The organism is Citrobacter sp. RHB35-C17 (genome assembly GCF_013816795.1).
Taxonomy (GTDB): Bacteria; Pseudomonadota; Gammaproteobacteria; order Enterobacterales; family Enterobacteriaceae; genus Citrobacter_A; species Citrobacter_A amalonaticus.
This window is the reverse complement of the sequence record NZ_CP057150.1, coordinates 2,643,191-2,661,090: the sequence shown is the minus strand read 5'-3', so window position 1 is coordinate 2,661,090 and position 17,900 is coordinate 2,643,191. Positions and strand designations below refer to the sequence as shown.

Below are 17,900 nucleotides of genomic sequence, written 5' to 3'. Positions count from 1 at the left end.
TTAGCGTAATGGAATGATATCACCTTGCCAACCCTGCGTTGTGCGCTGCCCCGTTAATAACAGCGAACCACGGTCGGCGCGGACAATTAATTGCCCGCTTTCATCCCATAATGCGCTACTTCCTCGCGCATTGGCCATCAGTACGGCAATCGAGAATTGATGTGAGAAATGTTGTAACTGCGACGTGGAGGTCAGCAATTCCGGCTCACTGACGCTTTGGCTGGTGGTAAACAGAGAAAACGCCGGATCCATATCGACACCTTCCGGTTGCTCATCCACCACGCTGATCGTTTTCAGGCCCTTACCAAGACACGCGCCGTGGCTTTGAGGAAACAAACGCAGTGAGGTTATCCATGGTGCGAAGACGGCAATCCCTTTGACAAAACGGTTGTTATGCTCGACCGGAAGACCGGCAATGATCGTCATGCGGTGCGCGTGGGCGGCCTGAGAGAGCGGTTGTAGCAGACTGATATCGATATCCGGCGGCGCAGGCAGGCACTGCGATTCGTCCATGCAACCGAGTAAGGAGAGGGCGGGAAACACCAACAGTTCGCACTGTTGCCGGGCTGCTGCGTCGATGAAATTCAGGTGATGAGCGATATGTCCACGAACAGATGTTTTTAGCGGTTCATACTGTGCAGCGGCGATTTTCCAGCGTGACATAATGACTTCCTTTTCATAGTGTCTACAATCATCCTTAAATCATAGAATAAGAATGCACTTATACTGTAGCAGGCAATATGTAAGGATATGTAACTTCACGCCGAAAAATTATTTAGGTTTCGGCTCATACGGTAAACGGGACAACGAAACGGACGCCAGACGATGGGCGATCAGACGCTCGCGAAACCAGTCGCGCAGATGTGCAGGTTGCTCACGTTCTACCACTTCAGCGACAACGGGCATGTTGTAGCGCTCTTTAAACGCGACGCCGGCAGCGGCCAGATCTACGTTTACTTTGTCCATTTCAGCTTGTTCAAGCTGAGCCAGATTTTTGTGCATGGGCTTCTCCTTCGATCTTGCGCGCAGAAGTTACTAAGAGTCGACCACAATGGCAAGCCGCAATTGATGATTGTCGACGCGAACATTATAGAAGGTTATCCTCTCAGGATAAGTCATTACAAAAGGGAATAGTCGATATGGTCTCTCCTGCACGTACTTTCCGCTATACGCTCCTTTTTCTGGCAGCCGCTCTGGCAACCCCCACCGTGTGGGCGCATGCGCATCTGACACACCAGTATCCCGCGGCGGATGCCGAGGTGACCGCCGCGCCGCAGGCGCTGACGCTTAATTTCTCTGAAGGTATTGAGCCCGGATTCAGCGGGGCGACAATTACCGGTCCAAAACAAGAGGGAATCAGAATCCGTCCCGTAAAGCGTAACGAACAGGATAAAAAACAGCTCATCGTCCCGCTTGATGAAACGCTGAAGCCGGGCGAATACACGGTGAACTGGCACGTGGTGTCTGTCGATGGGCACAAAACCAAAGGGCAGTACACCTTTAGTGTGAAATAAACATGCTGACGCTGACGTGGGTTGTTCTCCGCTTCATCCATTTTACCGCCCTGATGCTGGTGTTTGGCTCTGCGCTCTACAGCGCATGGCTTGCGCCGGCATCGATCCGCCGTCTGATGAGCAGACGCTTCCTGCGCCTGCAACAACATGCTGCGTTATGGGGTTTTGTGAGTGCATTACTGATGCTGGCAGTCCAGGGTGGGCTTATGGGCTCTGGCTGGCAGGATGTTATCTCCGTGTCTGTCTGGGGCGCGGTATTGCAAACTCAGTTTGGCGGTGTGTGGCTCTGGCAAATCGTTCTGGCGCTGGTTACGTTGGTTGTCGCGTTGATTGTGCCGCGTGATTTAGCGCGACTATTACTGCTCTTAACTCTCGCACAGTTTGCCCTGCTGACGGGGGTTGGGCATGCCACACTGCACTCGGGGGTTATTGGTGCGCTCCAGCAGACAAACCATGCAATGCATCTGATTTGCGCTGCAACCTGGTTTGGAGGACTGCTACCGGTGATTTATTGCATGCACATGGCAAAAGGACGCTGGCAGCAGCAGGCGGTTTACACCATGATGCGTTTTTCCCGCTATGGGCATCTTGCCGTGGCGGGAGTATTACTCACCGGTATCACCAATCTGCTGTTTATTCAGGGTTTTTCCCTGCCATGGCAGACCGCCTGGGGGCAACTGCTTTTGCTAAAATGTGCACTTGTCCTGCTAATGGTGGCAATCGCACTGGCGAATCGGTATCTTCTCGTACCACGAATGCGGCAGGATAGTCGACGCATCAATCGGTGTTTTATTTGGATGACGAAGATCGAATGGGGAGTTGGCGCCGTCGTGCTGGCAATCGTCAGTGTGTTTGCGACGCTGGAACCGTTCTGAAGGACAGGCAAAATTCATGAAAAAAGTGATTCTCTCTTTGCTGCTTCTGACTAGCTCAGGGGTTGCGCTGGCGGCACCGCAGGTCATCACCGTAAGCCGTTTTGAAATCGGTAAAGATAAATGGGCGTTCAATCGTGAAGAGGTGATGCTGACCTGTCGGCCAGGAAACGCGCTGTATGTGATTAACCCCAGCACGCTTGTTCAGTATCCGTTAAACGATGTTGCACAAGAGCAGGTGGCGAGCGGTAAAATAAATGCGCAGCCCCTGTCGGTGATTCAGATTGACGATCCGGCAAAACCGGGTGAAAAAATGAGTCTGGCACCGTTTATCGAACGAGCGGAAAAGCTCTGTTAGTTACCAAAAGTATCTTTCTGATTTCCAATAAAAAACCGCAAGCCTTTTGTAAAGCGTCTTGCGGTTTTTACATTTCAGCCAGTGATCAGCGCCGTTTTTTTCCAGCCGTGCAAGCCGCAGACTGGAAAACCTGGCGTCGTCATCTATTCTTAAAAGGCAAGGCGACTTAGCCTGCATTAATGCCAACTTTTAGCGCACGGCTCTCTCCCAAGAGCCATTTCCCTGGACCGAATACAGGAATCGTATTCGGTCTCTTTTTATCTATAGAACGGGTGCTTTTCCTGAGCCTAATGGCATTTCGCACTTATCATTCTGAGTAAACCATACCCACACCCGGGCATAAACGTCCAGCGTTTTTTGCTGCTATTGTTAAATTTGTGTTAGGGCGTGACTGAGGACAAAACTCTCATGAAACAGCCTGAAAAAATCTACCAAATGATCGAAGGGGCACAGTGGCGACACATCTGGGTGGTCGGGGATATCCACGGCTGTTTTGCGCTGCTGATGGCAAAGCTGCGGGCCTGTCGCTTTGATCCCTGGCAAGATTTACTGGTCTCTGTGGGCGATCTCATCGATCGCGGTCCTGACAGTTTGCGCTGCCTGCAGTTGCTGCATAAGCGCTGGATGGTGGCAGTCAGAGGGAACCATGAACAGATGGCGATAGATGCATTGCGTACGTCACAGTGGTCGTTGTGGACGATGAATGGTGGCGGCTGGTTTACGGCGTTGCCTGAGCAGAAACGGCATCATGCAACGCTGGCACTGGAATACTGCCAGCATCTGCCGTGGATCCTGGAATTGCATTGCCGCGAGGCGACCCATGTGGTCGCCCACGCCGATTACCCGGAAGATATTTATCAGTGGCAAAAGCCGGTTAACCTTACGGAGGTGTTGTGGCGACGCGCGCGACTGAGTGCGCATCTGGCAGGAGAAGGGACAGCTATCGCCGGCGCTGACCATTTCTGGTTTGGCCATACGCCGTTGCGTCAACGTGTAGACAGCGACAATCTGCACTACATCGATACGGGAGCGGTATTCGGCGGCGAGTTAACGCTGGTACAACTACAGTGATTAAAAGTCGCTGTATTGCTGGGCGGGCGCCCAGAATCCATCGATAAAATCCTCAACCGGAAAGCAGCCGCCCTGACGAATCCGTTGATCGTCCATATAATACAGGCACTGCCGCTCTGTATCGTAAACATCCACTACGATATCTTCGCAACCACCATCCAGATAACAGACAAACAGAACCAGTGCGAACATCCTATCCTCATTTTGTACAGCCATAACAAAAGTGTAGGAGGAATTAACGCAAGCGGGAAGGGGGAAATAAATAACCCGCCGGCAGACGGGTTCTTTTTGAATCAGGCAAGACGCATGATCCAGGCATCAGACTTACGATCGTAGTGTTTACGGAAAAGAACCGAATGTTCGCCATTCAGTAGGGCCGGAACGCTGGTTTCGTCGTCCCAGGCATCCAGTTGCATGCATAAATCCGGATCAGATTTACACGGAATGGTTAACGTTCGGTCTCCCGGCGACTCGCCGTGTAACTCGGCATCGTCAATTTCAAAGGCGCCAATGCGCACACTGGTTTTCATCATCGTGCTCTCCGTTAATTCGCTGATTGTGGTACGACCAGTTAGGCCGTCCATTTTTCAGCGTAGTCAACGCAGGCAAAAGCGCCAGTCAAAAAATGCGCAAATTTTCTGATTTCAGACATTACCGGTAAACAATTTGCCATCACGAACCAGTTCACGCGGGTAACTGTTTTTCAGGCGCGAGCCGATCCGTTTGGCAAGGCCAATCGGCTGATGCTGGAAGGTCACCAGCACATCGTCAGTGGTGGGGACGGTCTGCGGGTAGACATCGCGACCGCGATACCACTCTTCGGCTTCCGGCTGAGACAGTTCAAACGCACAGCGATGATTGACATCAGCCAGCGCGATGACCGCTTCGTGCTGCCAGCGATAACCTTTATTATGCGTTTCAGCCAGCCTAATGCCGAGCCGGGAGAAACGGACTTTGCCGATCAGCGGTTCTATCTCCGCCGGGAAAAGCCAGACCTCTTTATCACGCTGCCAGAGGCGCAGGTTTTCGCCCCAGTGCAGACTGAGGGCATTAGCTGCCTGGGTCAGATTCGCGGCTTCGCGACCTTTGACGGGGGTGAAGGGGAAGTTGCCCACTTTGTACTTCGGTGCTGGCAGTGCGGGAATGGAGGCCGTTTTACGCAGGCGGGCGACGAAGAATCCTTCGCAGTCATAAATCTGCGGGAACACATGCAGGAAACCTTCTGCCGTCAGCGCCTGATTCGCCTCAGGAAAAAGATCGCCCAACGGTAAAAATTCCACCGCCTCCGGCCAGGTCTCTTTCAGCCAGGCCAGCACCGACTCGTTTTCTTCACGATTCAACGTACAGGTTGAATAGACCAGCGTACCGCCAGGGCGCAGGGCGTGAAACGCACTTTCGATCAGTTCGCGCTGGGTTGCGGCAATCTCAAGATTGCTCTCAACGGACCAGTTTTTTAGCGCATCCGGATCCTTACGCACGACACCTTCACCCGAGCAAGGTGCATCAAGCAAAATCGCATCGAACATTTCCGGCAGCGCTGCACCAAATACGCGGCCGTCAAAATGGGTCAGTGCCACGTTACTGATCCCACAGCGACTGATATTGGCATGCAGCACTTTCACCCGACTGGCTGAGTATTCGTTCGCGAGGATCGCGCCCTGATTACCCATGCGCGCAGCGATTTGCGTGGTTTTTGAGCCAGGCGCGGCAGCAACGTCCATCACGCGTTTGGGGGAATTATCGTCGGCAAACAGGGCGGCAACCGGCAACATGGAACTGGCTTCCTGAATATAAAACAGACCGCTCAGATGCTCGGCGGTACTGCCGAGCGGCAGCGCATCTTCATCCTCACGCTCAATCCAGAAACCTTCTTCGCACCAGGGAACGGGCGTCAACGACCAGCCATACGGGGCGGTTAAGGTGAGAAAATCGGCCACTGAAATCTTAAGCGTATTCACGCGGATGCTGCGGCGTAACGGACGCTGACAAGCGGCGAGAAAATCGTCAAAAGAGAGGTGCGCAGGCATTGCCTCGCGCATTTGCGTTAAAAAGGCGTCAGGAAAATAAACAGCGTGTTGAGTCACGGGGGAGTACCACCGGCAGAAAAACAAGCGCGCAGTGTAGCATAAAGGCTCCGGCGCGAGCACGCCGGAGCCGGATATTAACGTGGCAGCGCGGTGCCCCATTCACGCCACTCTTTCGGTTCACTTTCCAGCAGCAGGAAGTGTTTACCCGCCTGCGCTTTCGGCGCCAGCGGAGTGCCAGGCGGCGTGGCGAAGGCAATGCCGCCGCGAATGAACTGATTAAAGGTACCGGTCTTCACTACACCGCCCGTCAGGCCGAAGTCCAGACTGTAACCGGACGCCAGCCAGAAGACAGAGTTGTTGCGGACCAGGTGCTGGTAGCGTTGACTGATGCGCAAGGCGATCATCACGCGGTCAGACAGAGTACCGAGCGTCATGCCGGTGACAGTACCAACTTCAATCCCGCGGAACAGTACCGGCGTACCGATCGCCAGCGAGCCAGCTTCGGGAACTTCGAGCACAATACTCAGCCCGTCAAGGTAGCGTGAGTCGGTAATGGTCGCTTCTTGCAGTTCAAAGTCACGGCGCGGATTACCCCGACCCGGCTCGACGTTGATGTAGGGTTGCAGGATCGTGTCGAGATGTTCCACGCCAGCGGCCGAGATTTGCGGCGTAATCACAGAGAAGCGCGTCCCGCCACGGGCGAAGGTCTGCACATATTCCGGATACAATACCGCCTTCGCCTGTACCTCGTTGCGCGAAGTGAGCAGTTCAAGCGTCTGGATCTGTCCGATATCAATACCGAGGTAGCGAATGGGCATTCCTGCCGCCAGTTTCCCGGCATCAAAGGCGTGAAGGGTAATCTGCCCGCCAACCGCACGTGCGGCGGTTTCGGAAGCATACAAAATGCGCTTGTCGCCTTTGCGCTGGCTGGCGCTGGCGCCGCTGAGGTTATCAAAGCTGATCGCCCCCTTCAGCGCACGCGACAGGGGAGAGGCCTGCACGGTCAAACCGCTGCCGTTGAGCTGCACTTTAGCGCCACCTTCGGCCCAGAAGACGCTATTGCTGGTCAGCAGGTTGCGGTACTCCGGTTTGATGTGCAGATCGATGTCAAAGGCGTCGGAGCGCGGGCGTACGGTAATCACTTCACCCACTTCAAATTTACGATACAGCACCACGGAGCCGGCCTGCACGTCCGGCAATGTTTCCGCACGCAGGCTCAGGGTAGTGGTCGGCAGATCGCTCAGGCTATTCTCTACCGCTTTTTCCAGGTTGGCATACAGCGGATAGCTTGATTTCATTTCCCCTTTGCTGCCGGGCAATATGCGAATACCGCCACTGATCCATTCGCTGGCGCTGGCACCGAGGAACTCCACGCCATCCAGACCTACTTTGACATCCACGCGGCTGTTGACCACGAATTTGCTGTCACCCTGGACCAGGCCACGATGTTGCGGATCGACCGCCACAATAAACTCGACCCCTTTGCTGGTCAGCTTACGTTCGATCACCTGGCCCACCTGGACGCCGTGAAGGATCAGCGGTTGACCTGCATCGATACCGTAGCTTTCGGGCGCGGTCAGGGTAAAGGTCAGGACGTCCGGTTCGTGGAGCAGTGCTTTTTCACCGGGGACGACCACGAACTCGCTGCGCGGTTCACCGGTGCCGGGCACCAGTTCAAAGGTTTTACCCGTCAGTAACGAACTGATATTAGCGTCACTGAGCGAAAGTTTGGGACTGCGCAATTCAATGCGCGTGCCGTCACGTAACAGCGCTACGACGCTGGGGTCAACGGTCATTTCACCGGTGACTTTGCCACCGGATTGTAAATCCAGTTTTGTGAGCTGGCCGACTTCGAGCCCCTGATACATCAGGGGCGTAGAATCAGCCTTCAGTCCTTCGCCGCTCGGCAGTTCAAGTTTAATAATGACGCCGCGCTGACTGTGGGCCAGATCTTTATACAGGCCGAAGGTATCATCTTGCTCTGCCGTTTTTGAATCATCGGGTGAGTCAAAGGCGATTGCACCATTTACCAGGGCCGCCAGACTTTCCAGTTTAACCTTCGCACCACTCAGGCTGACGTCAGCATCCACGCCGGAAACGTTCCAGAAGCGACTGCCTTTTTTCACCAGATTGGTAAAGCGGCGTTCAACCAGCACGTCGATGGTGACGCCCTGTTTGTTCGGGTTAATGCTGTAGTCGTAGACTTTACCGACCGGGATTTTGCGGAAATAAACCAGCGAGCCGCTGTTCAACGATCCGAGGTCTGGTGCGTTGAGATGAATCATCAGATCGCCGTTATCCAGCCGATATTTCGGCTGGGTGTCGAGGGCGACGAAATGATCTTGCTCTTTACCTTTACCGGGCATCATGCCGATATAATTGCCGCCGACCAGCGCATCGAGGCCAGAGACGCCCGCGAGCGACGCTTTAGGCGTCACCAGCCAGAACTGCGTCTCTTCGCGTAGCGCGTCTTTCATGTCGGACTTGATGCTGACCCGCACCTCAATTTTGCGTAAATCCTTGCTGAGGCTGATGTCCTGAACCGTACCCACCTCAACGCCCTGATAGCGAACAGGCGTACGGCCCGGGACAATGCCATCCGCAGACATGAAGTCGATGGTCACAGTGTTACCGCGATCTTCATAGCTGTTCCATATCAGCCATCCCGCAATCATTAATGCGATCAGCGGGAGTAGCCAGAATGGTGAGATACGGCGTTTCGTTTTAATCTGCGCTTCAGTCTGCGAAGCGGGCGTTTCCTGACTCATGTGCATCCCAAAGTAAGCGGCTGTCCAGCCATTCCACTGCAAGAATAGTCAAAATGACCGCTGAGCCGAAATAAAACGCAGCCGGTCCCATAGTAAAAGCAAGAATCTGGTCGCGGTTAATCAGCGACATGGTTAAAGCGATAACAAAAAGATCCAGCATCGACCAGCGACCGATCCACGTGACCAGACGCAAGAGTTGCATTCGCGTGCGTAAACCCTGTTCGCATTTGAACTGAATGCTGAGTAGCAGCGTAAACATGACGATCACTTTAGTGAATGGCACCAGAATACTGGCGATAAAGACCACGGCGGCCACGGCGACATTGCTGTTCGCCAGCGACAGGATACCGGACATGATTGTATCTTCCTGTCGTCCACCGTTCACGTAGATAACCGAGATAGGCAGAAGGTTAGCAGGCAGCAGCAAAACAATCGATGCCAACAATGCCGCCCAGCATTTTTGGATGCTCTGGTTTCGGCGCTCGCGTAAAGGAATATGGCAGCGCGGGCAGCGGCCACGCGGGTCCGGATAGCCGGTAAAATGGCAGCCGAGACAAACGCGCAACTGCTCATCCGGACGCTTTGCCGGTCTCTGCGGATAAAAACGTTCCCACAGCTGTTCGATGTTCAGGTGCGACAGCGTCAGGATGCTCAGGACCACCAGCGCAATAAAGGCATAAAGTCCTACGCCCGGCTGCAAAAAAGCGTAATCCTGAACTTTGATCGATGCCACACCAATGCCCACCAGATAGATGTCCAGCATCACCCACTCTTTAAGCCTTTCCAGCATTAGCAGCACCGGGCGCAAATTCATACCGAGAATATTGCCGAACCACAGATACGCAATTGCGGTGACGAGGATCAGCGGCGCGCCCGCGACACAAAACAGCACCATCGCCGCGGTAATGGGATCGCCTTGCTTTGTCATCTGCCAGATCCCCTGCATCACATTGGCATCAATACGGATGCCCAGCAGATAGATGTGCAGCAGCGGCTCGCCCCAGGCGAAGGGCATCAGCAACAGCATGGTGACCGCCATCGCGCCCAGCCGCGTCAGCGACCAGTCGCGGCCATCACGAATTTTCGCCTGGCAGCGGGGACAGTATGCGCTCTGGTGAGAACGCATCTTCGGCAGACTAAACAGCAAATCGCACTGAGGGCAACGCTGATAGTGCGCACGAGGCAGTGCTTCGCTGATGGATCGGATCGCTATTTTTTTTGTCGGCGTGATCTGGGGTGTCTTGAGAGCCATGTATCGCGAATCAAAGTGTTAGATTTATGTAATCTTAACTCATGACGGGAATGATCTTGAGCATTAACGCATTTAATGCTTATTTTAATAGGCTGGCAGTATCAGAGTAAGACAACTAAGTGATTATATAATGAACAAGACAGAGCTATACGCGGAACTGAACCGCGATTTCCAGGCATTAATGGCAGGAGAGACCAGTTTTCTGGCCACGCTGGCGAACACCAGCGCACTGTTATACGAACGTCTTTCGCAAGTGAACTGGGCGGGGTTTTACCTGCTTGAGGGCGATACGCTGGTATTAGGTCCGTTTCAGGGCAAAATTGCCTGTGTACGAATCCCGGTGGGTCGCGGTGTGTGCGGCGCAGCCGTTGCCCACAACCAGGTGCAGCGGGTTGACGACGTTCACGCCTTTGATGGTCACATCGCCTGCGATGCGGCCAGTAATGCGGAAATTGTCCTGCCATTAACCGTCAATGGTCATATTATTGGCGTGCTGGACATCGACAGTACGGCGTTTGGGCGCTTCACCGCTGAGGATGAAGAGGGGCTTCGCCGGCTCGTTGCGCAGCTTGAAACCGTGCTTGCAATGACGGATTACAAAAAATTCTTTGCGAGCGTCGCAGGATAATCAACGGATAACGTAGCAATTACTGATGGCGTCATTATAATGACGCCTGTTCATGCCTGCTGCTTGTTGGCTACGTCCGTTGTAATCAGGAAATTTCATGGAAAATCAACCTAAGTTGAATAGCAGTAAAGAAGTCATCGCGTTTTTGGCCGAGCGTTTTCCGCAGTGTTTTAGTGCGGAAGGCGAAGCGCGCCCACTGAAAATTGGCATTTTTCAGGATCTGGTAGAGCGTATTGAGGGCGAAATGAACCTCAGCAAAACGCAACTTCGTTCCGCTTTACGTCTTTATACTTCAAGCTGGCGTTATCTGTACGGCGTTAAGCCGGGCGCAACGCGTGTCGATCTCGACGGCAACCCGTGCGGTGAGCTGGATGAGCAGCACGTTGAACATGCGCGTAAGCAGCTTGAAGAAGCGAAAGCTCGCGTTCAGGCGCAGCGTGCGGAACAGCAAGCGAAAAAACGTGAAGCTGCCGCTGCTGCAGGGGAAACTGAAGACGCCCCGCGTCGTGAACGTAAGCCGCGTCCTGCACCACGCCGCAAAGAAGCGACTGAGCGTAAACCGCGTGCTGAAAAACCTGCCGCGAAAGCGCCTCGCGCACCTCGTGAAGAGAAATTGACTCCGGTTTCGGATATTTCAGCGCTGAGCGTTGGACAGTCTCTGAAGGTGAAAGCGGGTAACGATGCGATGGATGCCACCGTATTAGAAATCACCAAAGATGGCGTCCGTGTACAGCTGAATTCGGGTATGTCTTTGATTGTACGCGCAGAACACCTGGTGTTCTGAAACGGAGGCCAGGCCTGGCATGAACACATTTTTTAGGCTTACCGCGTTAGCTGGCCTGCTTGCAATAGCAGGCCAGACCTTCGCAGTGGACGACATTACGCGTGCCGATCAGATTCCTGTTCTTAAGGAAGAAACCCAGCACGCGACGGTGAGTGAACGCGTCACGTCGCGTTTTACGCGTTCTCACTACCGTCAGTTCGATCTCGATTCGGCCTTTTCCGCCAAAATTTTCGACCGCTATCTGAATTTACTCGATTACAGCCACAACGTGCTGTTGGCGGGGGATGTCGAACAGTTTGCGAAGAAGAAAGGGCAACTGGGTGACGAATTGCGTTCGGGTAAGCTCGACGTTTTTTACGATCTCTATAATCTGGCGCAAAAACGCCGCTTCGAGCGTTTTCAGTACGCACTGAAAGTGCTGGAACGTCCGATGGACTTCACCGGGACTGACACCTTCAATCTCGATCGCAGCAAAGCACCCTGGCCAAAAGATGAGGCTGAGCTGAATGCGCTGTGGGACGGCAAGGTGAAGTTCGATGAGTTAAGTCTGAAACTGACCGGCAAAGACGATAAAGAAATTCGTGAGACGCTGACGCGTCGTTATAAATCCGCGATCCGTCGTCTGACGCAAACTAACAGTGAAGATGTCTTCTCACTGGCTATGACCGCGTTTGCGCGGGAAATCGATCCGCATACCAACTATCTCTCGCCACGGAATACCGAGCAGTTTAATACCGAGATGAGCCTGTCCCTTGAAGGGATTGGTGCCGTGCTGCAAATGGACGATGACTATACGGTCATTAACTCCATGGTGGCTGGCGGTCCGGCGGCGAAGAGCAAGGCAATTAGCGTCGGCGATCGCATTGTCGGTGTGGGTCAGACCGGTAAGAGCATGGTCGATGTGATCGGCTGGCGCCTGGATGATGTGGTTGCGCTTATCAAAGGGCCAAAAGGCAGCAAGGTTCGTCTTGAAGTTCTGCCTGCCGGCAAAGGCACAAAAACCCGTATTGTCACACTGACGCGTGAGCGTATCCGTCTGGAAGACCGTGCCGTTAAAATGTCTGTGAAGACGGTAGGTAAAGAGAACGTCGGCGTACTGGATATCCCGGGCTTCTACGTTGGCCTGACTGACGATGTCAAAGTTCAGTTGCAGAAACTGGAAAAACAGAACGTCAGCAGCATCGTCATCGATCTGCGGACCAACGGCGGCGGGGCGCTGACGGAGGCTGTTTCGCTGTCCGGTCTGTTTATTCCTTCCGGTCCGGTGGTTCAGGTTCGTGACAACAACGGTAAAGTCCGTGAGGACAGCGATACCGATGGCGTTGTGTATTACAAAGGCCCGCTGGTGGTTCTGGTCGATCGCTTCAGCGCGTCGGCATCGGAAATTTTCGCTGCGGCCATGCAGGATTACGGCCGTGCGCTGATTGTTGGTGAGCCGACTTTCGGTAAAGGTACCGTGCAGCAGTATCGTTCGCTGAATCGTATTTACGATCAGATGCTGCGTCCAGAATGGCCCGCACTGGGCTCCGTTCAGTACACGATCCAGAAGTTCTATCGTGTGAATGGCGGCAGTACTCAGCGTAAAGGCGTCACGCCGGATATCATCATGCCGACGGGGAATGAAGAGACCGAAACCGGTGAGAAATTTGAAGATAATGCGTTGCCGTGGGATAGCATCGATGCCGCAACGTATGTGAAATCAGACGATCTGACGCCGTTCGGCCCTGAATTACTCAAAGATCATAACGCGCGTATCGCGCAGGATCCTGAGTTCCAGTACATCATGAAGGATATCGCCCGTTTCAATGCGATGAAGGATAAACGCAACATCGTATCTCTGAATTACGCACAGCGTGAAAAAGAGAATAACGAAGATGATGCGCTGCGCCTGGCGCGAATCAATGACCGGTTTAAACGAGAAGGAAAACCGGTTCTGAAGAAACTGGACGACCTGCCAAAAGATTACCAGGAACCGGATCCGTATCTTGATGAAACGGTGAAGATTGCGCTGGATCTGGCGACGCTCGAGAAAGCGAAGCCCGCGGTACAACCGACCGCAACGAAATAACCTCATACAGGCACAAGAAATTGTGCCTGTTTTTTTAACAAGCGCATGAAGTCGTCAGCCTGATGCAGAAAAATGTAAAGTTGTGTCTTTCTGGTGACTTACCGGGCATTGATGCTTGAAAATAGCCGTACGACCCATACGATGTGGGTAATCGCATAGTGCGTTTTGTTAAGTTGAGGTTAAAAGAAAATTATGATGCGAATCGCGCTTTTCCTGTTGACGAACCTGGCCGTCATGGTCGTTTTCGGGCTGGTGCTGAGCCTGACAGGGATTCAGTCGAGCAGCGTTCAGGGCCTGATGATTATGGCGCTGCTGTTCGGTTTCGGTGGTTCCTTCGTTTCACTGCTGATGTCAAAGTGGATGGCCTTACGCTCCGTCGGTGGGGAAGTGATCGAGCAACCGCGTAACGAAAGAGAGCGTTGGTTGATGAATACGGTCGCCACGCAGGCGCGTCAGGCCGGTATCGCCATGCCGCAGGTCGCTATCTACCATGCGCCGGACATTAACGCGTTTGCCACCGGGGCGCGCCGTGATGCCTCTCTGGTTGCGGTCAGTACCGGTCTGCTGCAAAACATGAGCCCGGATGAAGCTGAAGCCGTTATTGCTCACGAAATTAGCCATATCGCGAACGGTGACATGGTTACCATGACGCTGATCCAGGGGGTTGTGAACACCTTTGTTATCTTCATCTCGCGCATTCTGGCGCAGATCGCCGCTGGTTTTCTCGGTGGTAACCGTGATGAAGGCGAAGGCAGCAATGGCAACCCGATGATCTACTTTGCGGTCGCAATGGTACTGGAACTGGTGTTCGGTATTCTGGCGAGCATCATTACCATGTGGTTCTCTCGTCACCGTGAATTCCACGCTGATGCGGGGTCCGCCAAACTGGTCGGCCGTGAAAAGATGATTGCTGCGCTGCAGCGTCTGAAAACCAGCTACGAACCGCAGGAAGCATCCAGCATGATGGCCTTCTGTATCAATGGTAAAGGTAAATCGCTGAGCGAACTGTTTATGACTCACCCGCCGCTGGATAAACGTATCGAAGCGCTGCGCAGTGGGGAATACCTGAAGTAAGCCTGTCGGTAAGAAGAGAAAGCGCGTCCATGGACGCGCTTTTTTTACGCCTGTGCCCGGGGCTGTGTGATGCGTAGACCGCTCACCACCGCTGCCACGGTCGCCAGAATCCCTGCCATCAGCAAAGAAACATGCGTGCCGTTATCTCCGAACTGGTTCAACAACAGCGCAACCAACGCCGCACCTGAGCTTTGTCCTAACAGACGGGCGGTGCCCAGCATGCCGCTGGCGCCGCCGCTGCGTTCACGTGGCGCAGAGGTGATGATCGTGTGGTTATTGGGGGATTGAAATAAACCAAACCCGGCACCGCAGAGAATCATCGGCCAGATGATATTCAGATCGGACGGCACGGCAGGAAGTAATACCAGGGCAAACAGTCCACTTGCCATCACCAGCAGGCCCAGCGCGCCCAGTAAACCGGCATGGACGCGTTCAATCAGATACCCGGCCAGCGGCGCCATGACCATCGTTGCCAGCGGCCAGGGGGTGAGCAACAAACCGGTTTCTACTTCACTCCGCCCCAGTACCGTTTGCAGATAGAAGGGCAGGGAGACCATCGCCAGCATCTGCGCGCAGAAAGAGCAGATTGAGGTGCCAATCGACAGTGAAAAAAGAGGAATACGCAGCAGGTCGACCGGCAATAATGGTACCGGTAATGAAAGCTGACGACGGATAAAGAAATAGCCCACCACCATCATTGCCGCCACTTCGGCCCCGATCAGCGTCATGGGTTGTCCCTGTGCAAAACCACTCAGTGCGGTGATCAACAGACCAAACGTCAGCGCATTCATCACGGCGCTGGGGATGTCAAAACGCGGTTTATTGCTGCGTGAGCCATTAGGCGGCAGAAAGCGCATTGCCAGAATCAACGCAATAATCCCTAACGGCACATTGATCAGAAACAGCCATTTCCACGAGGCAATTGAGAGGATAGCGGCCGCGATGGTTGGGCCTGCGGCCGCAGAGACGGCAACGATAAAGGAGTTGATACCCATCCCGCGACCCAGATGGCGCTGAGGATAAATCAGACGAATCAACGCCGTGTTGACGCTCATCAGCGCAGCGCCGCCGAAACCCTGAACGACGCGCGCCATCGTCAACATTTGTAGCGAGTCCGCGAGAGCGCAAAACAGTGAGGCCAGCAGAAAAACCACTAGTCCGCATTTGTAGATGCGTCGATAGCCAAACATATCGCCGAGAAACGACAGCGACAGTAACGAGACGACAATGGCGATCTGATAGGCGTTGACGACCCATATTGAGCTGGCGGCTGAAGCGTGTAAGTCAGTGGCTATCGTGGGGAGCGCCACGTTGGCAATGGCGCCGTCCAGTACGGCCATCGAAATACCAATAACGATGGTTAAAATAGCACCATATCGCTGTGGAAGCGGCAGGCCGTCGGCCTGGGATTTATTCATGTGATTGATAGTTTTTGCGAAGAATATGATCAGGGTAGTGATTTTAGCATTGATATTCAGGCTTTATATCGCAGATTTGTAACGAAGTAAGCAAAGATGGATTGCGGGGGCCTGGCCATGAAATTATAATAAAAAATCGTTCTGATTTTTATAAAACACTCGTAATGAGGTGATAGATGGCTAACGCAGATCTGGATAAACAGCCTGATTCTGTATCTTCCGTGCTGAAGGTTTTTGGCATTCTGCAGGCGCTGGGTGAAGAGCGCGAAATAGGGATTACCGAGTTATCACAACGCGTCATGATGTCAAAAAGCACCGTTTATCGCTTTTTACAGACCATGAAAACACTGGGATATGTGTCACAGGAAGGTGAATCCGAGAAGTATTCTCTGACGCTGAAACTGTTTGAACTGGGCGCTCGCGCGCTACAGAATGTTGACCTTATCCGCAGTGCGGACATCCAGATGCGTGAACTCTCTCGTCTGACGAAAGAGACGGTGCACCTCGGCGCGCTGGACGAAGACAGCATCGTCTACATTCATAAGATTGATTCGATGTACAACCTGCGCATGTATTCGCGTGTGGGTCGCCGCAACCCGCTTTACAGCACCGCGATTGGTAAAGTGCTGCTGGCCTGGCGCGATCGTGACGAAGTGAAGCAGATTCTGGACGGCGTTGAGTACAAGCGCAGTACCGGGCGCACTATCACCACCACGGAAGCATTGCTGCCGGTGCTGGATAAAGTCCGCGAACAGGGTTATGGCGAAGATAACGAAGAACAAGAAGAAGGTTTACGCTGCATTGGCGTACCGGTATTCGATCGTTTCGGCGTCGTGATTGCGGGGCTGAGTATCTCCTTCCCCACGCTGCGTTTTTCTGAAGAAAAACTGCATGACTACGTTTCGATGCTGCATACCGCGGCGCGTAAAATCTCTGAGCAGATGGGTTACAACGATTATCCGTTCTGACGATGTCATGCTGTCGATAGTAAAGAAACGGCCGGCATTTTCGCCGGCCGCTTTAATCCTGTGACATTCTGCTTAAGCAATACGCCAGGCGCGACTCACGACGACGGGATATTAACCGTTATCGACGACCACGGTACTCTTGCGCAATATCGGACAATCCGTTAATCCGATGATACCGCTATCGGTATGAACATATTGCGCGGTGGCGGTTCCTCGCGCGGTGAGATACTTGCATTGCAACCCCAGCCCGGCAGCATTCTCCTGACTGCCTATCAGCACACCATACCCACTGAGTAATAATCCAATCCATACAAGCGCAAACAACACGATAGCGCGAATAATCAAACGCATTATGACCTCTTTTCTTCTATAAGTTAGATTGAGCTTAGCGCTTACGCTCATTGATACAAGTAAATGATTCTTAAAAAATCGCGAATGTCTGCTGTAGTTAGTCCTGGTTTAAGATACACATGATAATTTGGTGGCATAAGATGTAGATGCGGAGAGTGGAGTGAAAAAGTTTCGATGGATAATTCTGGTGGTGGTAGTGCTTGTGTGTCTGCTGCTGTGGGCCCAGGTGTTCAACATCATGTGTGACCAGGATGTACAATTTTTCAGCGGAATTTGCGCCATCAATAAATTTATCCCCTGGTGAGATCATTTTTTCATCCGTTGATTTCCTTCCTGTGGCGCGGTGGTAAAATGGCGCGTCTACATTGAGGTGGTGAAATGAACGAAGTCCTGAATTCCGGCGTGCTTAATTTTGCGTCGTTGATTGTATCGGTGGGGGTTCTGGTTGTTGGGCTGGTGCTGTGGTTCTTTATCAACCGTGCGAGCTCGCGAACCAATGAGCAGATTGAGCTGCTTGAAGCGTTGTTAGACCAGCAGAAGCGACAAAATGCACTATTGCGTCGTCTCTGTGAAGCGAACGAGCCGGAAAAAGTGGCAGAGGCATCGCCTAAGGCTAATGACCCGCAAGAGGATGAGGATATCATCCGTCTGGTCGCAGAACGTTAATCCTCGTGTAACAGGAAGCGAAGGGGCTGGCGTCTCGCCAGTCTTTCCTTCCTGGTTTGTTATCCTGCACCCTATTAGTGC

Annotated in this window: 20 protein-coding genes; 11 read left to right on the top strand and 9 right to left on the bottom strand. The window is 53.2% G+C overall.

The genetic code is table 11. The features are described 5' to 3' along the window. Nucleotides 1-663, bottom strand: coding sequence for a carbon-nitrogen hydrolase family protein (locus HVZ37_RS12605; protein WP_104446580.1), 663 nt, complete (start codon nt 661-663; stop codon nt 1-3). A 108-nt stretch (nt 664-771) separates the two neighbouring features. After that, nucleotides 772-1,002: a DNA polymerase III subunit theta gene (locus HVZ37_RS12600; RefSeq protein WP_042318454.1), complete on the bottom strand. Its 231-nt coding sequence runs from the start codon at nt 1,000-1,002 to the stop codon at nt 772-774. Nucleotides 1,003-1,139: 137 nt separating this feature from the next. On the opposite strand from HVZ37_RS12600, the gene yobA reads away from it, so the two are divergent. The 4 genes from yobA (at nt 1,140) to pphA (ending at nt 3,815) form a co-directional block, all read left to right on the top strand. Further along, on the top strand, nt 1,140-1,514 hold the full coding sequence (yobA, locus tag HVZ37_RS12595) for a CopC domain-containing protein YobA (protein ID WP_181627568.1): 375 nt from the start codon (nt 1,140-1,142) through the stop codon (nt 1,512-1,514). Nucleotides 1,515-1,516: 2 nt separating this feature from the next. Then, on the top strand, nt 1,517-2,389 hold the full coding sequence (gene copD / locus HVZ37_RS12590; protein WP_181627567.1) for a copper homeostasis membrane protein CopD: 873 nt from the start codon (nt 1,517-1,519) through the stop codon (nt 2,387-2,389). A 16-nt stretch (nt 2,390-2,405) separates the two neighbouring features. After that, on the top strand, nt 2,406-2,744 hold the full coding sequence (locus tag HVZ37_RS12585; RefSeq protein WP_181627566.1) for a YebY family protein: 339 nt from the start codon (nt 2,406-2,408) through the stop codon (nt 2,742-2,744). Nucleotides 2,745-3,152: 408 nt separating this feature from the next. Further along, nucleotides 3,153-3,815 (top strand): protein-serine/threonine phosphatase, encoded by a 663-nt coding sequence (pphA, locus tag HVZ37_RS12580; RefSeq protein ID WP_090049235.1) that lies wholly within the window; start codon nt 3,153-3,155, stop codon nt 3,813-3,815. On the opposite strand, the gene HVZ37_RS12575 is transcribed toward pphA, so the two are convergent. The 5 genes from HVZ37_RS12575 to yebS form a co-directional block, all read right to left on the bottom strand. After that, nucleotides 3,816-4,007, bottom strand: a complete 192-nt coding sequence (locus tag HVZ37_RS12575) for a YebW family protein (RefSeq protein ID WP_043000391.1) — start codon at nt 4,005-4,007, stop codon at nt 3,816-3,818. Nucleotides 4,008-4,108: 101 nt separating this feature from the next. Beyond that, a complete protein-coding gene (locus HVZ37_RS12570) occupies nt 4,109-4,345 on the bottom strand; it encodes a YebV family protein (RefSeq protein ID WP_161215572.1) in 237 nt (78 codons plus the stop codon). Nucleotides 4,346-4,459: 114 nt separating this feature from the next. Beyond that, complete coding sequence (gene rsmF, locus HVZ37_RS12565; protein WP_082366170.1) at nt 4,460-5,899, bottom strand: 16S rRNA (cytosine(1407)-C(5))-methyltransferase RsmF; 1,440 nt, start codon at nt 5,897-5,899, stop codon at nt 4,460-4,462. A 77-nt stretch (nt 5,900-5,976) separates the two neighbouring features. Next, a complete protein-coding gene (locus tag HVZ37_RS12560) occupies nt 5,977-8,610 on the bottom strand; it encodes a PqiB family protein (protein ID WP_181627564.1) in 2,634 nt (877 codons plus the stop codon). Beyond that, on the bottom strand, nt 8,579-9,862 hold the full coding sequence (gene yebS, locus HVZ37_RS12555; protein WP_043000395.1) for a membrane integrity lipid transport subunit YebS: 1,284 nt from the start codon (nt 9,860-9,862) through the stop codon (nt 8,579-8,581). Before yebS ends, HVZ37_RS12560 begins: the two co-directional genes overlap by 32 nt. 130 nt (nt 9,863-9,992) lie before the next feature. Here yebS and HVZ37_RS12550 point away from each other — a divergent pair, with 130 nt between their 5' ends. The 4 genes from HVZ37_RS12550 to htpX all read left to right on the top strand — a co-directional run bounded on the left by HVZ37_RS12550 (nt 9,993) and on the right by htpX (nt 14,416). After that, a complete protein-coding gene (locus HVZ37_RS12550; protein ID WP_043000396.1) occupies nt 9,993-10,490 on the top strand; it encodes a GAF domain-containing protein in 498 nt (165 codons plus the stop codon). A 97-nt stretch (nt 10,491-10,587) separates the two neighbouring features. Beyond that, a complete protein-coding gene (gene proQ, locus HVZ37_RS12545) occupies nt 10,588-11,274 on the top strand; it encodes an RNA chaperone ProQ (RefSeq protein ID WP_043000397.1) in 687 nt (228 codons plus the stop codon). Nucleotides 11,275-11,293: 19 nt separating this feature from the next. Beyond that, complete coding sequence (gene prc, locus HVZ37_RS12540) at nt 11,294-13,342, top strand: carboxy terminal-processing peptidase (RefSeq protein WP_181627563.1); 2,049 nt, start codon at nt 11,294-11,296, stop codon at nt 13,340-13,342. Nucleotides 13,343-13,534: 192 nt separating this feature from the next. Next, the gene (htpX, locus tag HVZ37_RS12535; RefSeq protein ID WP_042318474.1) at nt 13,535-14,416 is read left to right on the top strand and encodes a protease HtpX; all 882 of its coding nucleotides are present in this window, start codon (nt 13,535-13,537) and stop codon (nt 14,414-14,416) included. Nucleotides 14,417-14,460: 44 nt separating this feature from the next. Here the strand turns inward: htpX and HVZ37_RS12530 are convergent, their stop codons facing one another. After that, nucleotides 14,461-15,834: an MFS transporter gene (locus HVZ37_RS12530; protein WP_130097126.1), complete on the bottom strand. Its 1,374-nt coding sequence runs from the start codon at nt 15,832-15,834 to the stop codon at nt 14,461-14,463. A 176-nt stretch (nt 15,835-16,010) separates the two neighbouring features. On the opposite strand from HVZ37_RS12530, the gene kdgR reads away from it, so the two are divergent. Further along, nucleotides 16,011-16,802, top strand: coding sequence for a DNA-binding transcriptional regulator KdgR (gene kdgR / locus HVZ37_RS12525; protein ID WP_043000400.1), 792 nt, complete (start codon nt 16,011-16,013; stop codon nt 16,800-16,802). A gap of 111 nt (nt 16,803-16,913) precedes the next feature. Here kdgR and HVZ37_RS12520 read toward each other — a convergent pair whose 3' ends face one another. Continuing rightward, nucleotides 16,914-17,153, bottom strand: a complete 240-nt coding sequence (locus tag HVZ37_RS12520) for a YobH family protein (RefSeq protein WP_043001907.1) — start codon at nt 17,151-17,153, stop codon at nt 16,914-16,916. 160 nt (nt 17,154-17,313) lie between these two features. Between HVZ37_RS12520 and mgrB the strand changes: the two genes are divergently transcribed. Both mgrB and HVZ37_RS12510 read left to right on the top strand, forming a co-directional pair. Beyond that, nucleotides 17,314-17,457 (top strand): PhoP/PhoQ regulator MgrB, encoded by a 144-nt coding sequence (gene mgrB, locus HVZ37_RS12515; RefSeq protein WP_042318479.1) that lies wholly within the window; start codon nt 17,314-17,316, stop codon nt 17,455-17,457. A gap of 74 nt (nt 17,458-17,531) precedes the next feature. Further along, complete coding sequence (locus tag HVZ37_RS12510; protein WP_043000401.1) at nt 17,532-17,819, top strand: YebO family protein; 288 nt, start codon at nt 17,532-17,534, stop codon at nt 17,817-17,819. Nucleotides 17,820-17,900: the final 81 nt, after the last annotated feature.